Source organism: Acidimicrobiia bacterium (assembly GCA_040881685.1).
In the GTDB taxonomy this organism is placed as follows: domain Bacteria; phylum Actinomycetota; class Acidimicrobiia; order IMCC26256; family PALSA-555; genus SHVJ01.
Genome location: JBBECS010000038.1, coordinates 1 through 2,540, shown reverse-complemented (window position 1 = coordinate 2,540; position 2,540 = coordinate 1). Strand labels below are relative to the sequence as shown.

Annotated in this window: 1 protein-coding gene; it reads left to right on the top strand. The window is 70.5% G+C overall.

Features of this window, described 5'->3' with window-relative positions; all coding sequences use genetic code 11:
- Window positions 1–2,540, top strand: a 2,540-nt coding sequence (gene mobF, locus WEE69_09920; protein MEX1145610.1) for a MobF family relaxase, incomplete at both ends; no start/stop codon positions are given.

Below are 2,540 nucleotides of genomic sequence, written 5' to 3'. Positions count from 1 at the left end.
CCGGCGTCGAGGCTCGCATCCGGGCCCGCATCGACCGTCTGGACCAGAACCTGTCGACGGATGAGCGCGCCGCCGCGGCGACCGCCATCGAAACCGAGGAAGCCGCTCGCCCGACCCGCCGTGCGGTCGCAGGCTACGACTACACGTTCTCGGTGCCCAAGAGCGTGAGCAGCCTGTGGGCGGTGACCGACGGAGGGACCCAGGCGCTGATCGTGTCCGCACATCACGCGGCGGTTGCGGACGTGGTTGCGCTCATGGAGCGCGACGTTGCTGCCACGCGGATCGGGACGCGCGGCCCGGCCGGTGCGGTCGCACAGGTCGAGGTGGCCGGGGTGATCGCAACCGCCTACGACCACTACGACTCGCGGTCGGGCGATCCGCAGTTGCACACCCACGTCGTGATCTCCAACAAGGTGCAAGGCGTCCACGACGGCAAGTGGCGCACGTTGGACGGTCGCCCGATGCACGCAGCGGTCGTGGCCCTCTCGGAGCACTACAACGCCGTGCTGGCCGACCACCTCACCCGCACGCTCGGGCTCGGATGGGACCGACGTGATCGGGGTCGGAACCGCAACCCGGCCTGGGAGATCACCGGCGTCCCCGACCAGCTGATCGAGACGTTCTCGTCGCGGTCCCGTGCCATCGAGGTCGAGAAGGACCGGCTCATCGCCGCCTACGTGACCAAGCACGGTCGCGAGCCGTCCACAACCACGATCATCAAGCTCCGCGCGCAGGCCACGTTGGCGACCCGGCCCGACAAGACCATCGCGTCGCTGTCCGAGCTGACCGCCGAGTGGCGTGTCCGCGCCAGCGTGGTCCTCGGCACCGACGCGCCCACCTGGGCCACCCACCTGCTTACCGCGGATGAGCGACCGCCGGTGTTGCGCGCTGACGACCTTCCCCTCGACATGCTGGCCGAGGTCGGCCGCACCGTCGTCGAGATCGTCGGGGAGAAGCGTTCGACGTGGCGACGGTGGAACCTGCACGCCGAGGCATCCCGTCAGACGATGGGCCTGCGGTTCGCCAGCACCGCTGACCGTGAAGCCGTGCTCGGACTCATCGTCGACTTCGCCGAGCAGGCATCGTTGCGGCTCACCCCGCCCGAGCTGGCCACCTCGCCGGTGATGTTCCAACGCAAGGACGGGACCAGCGTGTTCCGGCCGAAGCATTCGACCGTGTTCTCCTCGACCGAACTGTTGGCCGCCGAGGACCGCCTCCTCGACCTCGCGACCGCCACCACGGCACCGACCGTACGGCTGGCCCTCGTCGAACGGATCGCCCGGCGCCCGGACCGTGAACGACGGGTGTTGGCCGACGACCAGATCGCAGCACTGACCGCCGTGGCGCTGTCGGGCCGGGTCGTGGATGTCCTGGTCGGCCCGGCCGGAGCCGGCAAGACCACCGCGATGAACGCCCTTCGCCGGGCGTGGGAGAGCGAGCACGGCACCGGATCAGTGGTCGGGTTGGCGCCCTCCGCGGCTGCCGCCCAGGTCCTCGCCGACGATCTCGGCATCGGGACCGAGAACACCGCCAAGTGGCTCCACGACCACACCGCCAACGGCGCGGGCTTCCGAGCGGGGCAGCTGGTGATCGTGGACGAAGCCTCGCTTGCCGGCACCTTGACGCTGGATCGCATCACCCGCCACGCCGCCGAGGTCGGGGCCAAGGTGCTGCTGGTCGGCGACTGGGCACAGCTCGCCGCCGTCGAGGCCGGCGGCGCGTTCGGGATGCTCGTGCGCGACCGCGACGACGCCCCGGAGCTGGTCGACGTCCGCCGCTTCCATCACGACTGGGAACGCCACGCGTCCCTGCGGCTCCGCATCGGCGACGCGGCCGTGATCGACACCTACGACGCGCACGGTCGTGTCCACGACGGCGACACCGACACCATGCTCGACGCTGCCTACCGGGCCTGGCTCGACGATCTGGCCACAGGCCGGTCGAGCACGATGATCGCCGAGTCCACCGAAACGGTCACCGCGCTCAACACACGAGCCAGGTCGGATCGGATCACCGCCGGACACGTCGACCCAGCTGGCGAGGTCCGGTTGCACGACGGCACCGACGCCTCCCCCGGCGATCTGGTCATCACGCGTCGCAACGACCGACGTCTGCTCGCCGGCAGAGGGTGGGTGCGCAACGGTGACCGCTGGACGGTCACCGCCACCCACGACGACGGGTCGGTCACCGTGCGCCGCGACGGCCACCGCCGCGGCACGTCGGTGCGGCTGCCCGCCTGGTACGTCGACGAACACGTCGAGCTGGCCTACGCCGTCACCGCCCATCGCGCCCAAGGCTCCACGGTCGAGACCACCCACACTCTCGTGCGACCCACGATGACCCGCGAGACCCTCTACGTCGCCATGACCCGCGGCCGCCACGCCAACACCGCCTACGTCGCCACCGACCAGCCCGACGCCGAAGCCAACCACCGGCACCCAGACGTCGACGAAACGACCGGCCGGTCGGTGTTGTATGGGGTGCTGCAGCACGTCGGGGCCGAACTCTCCGCCCACCAGACCATCGAGGCAGAACACCAG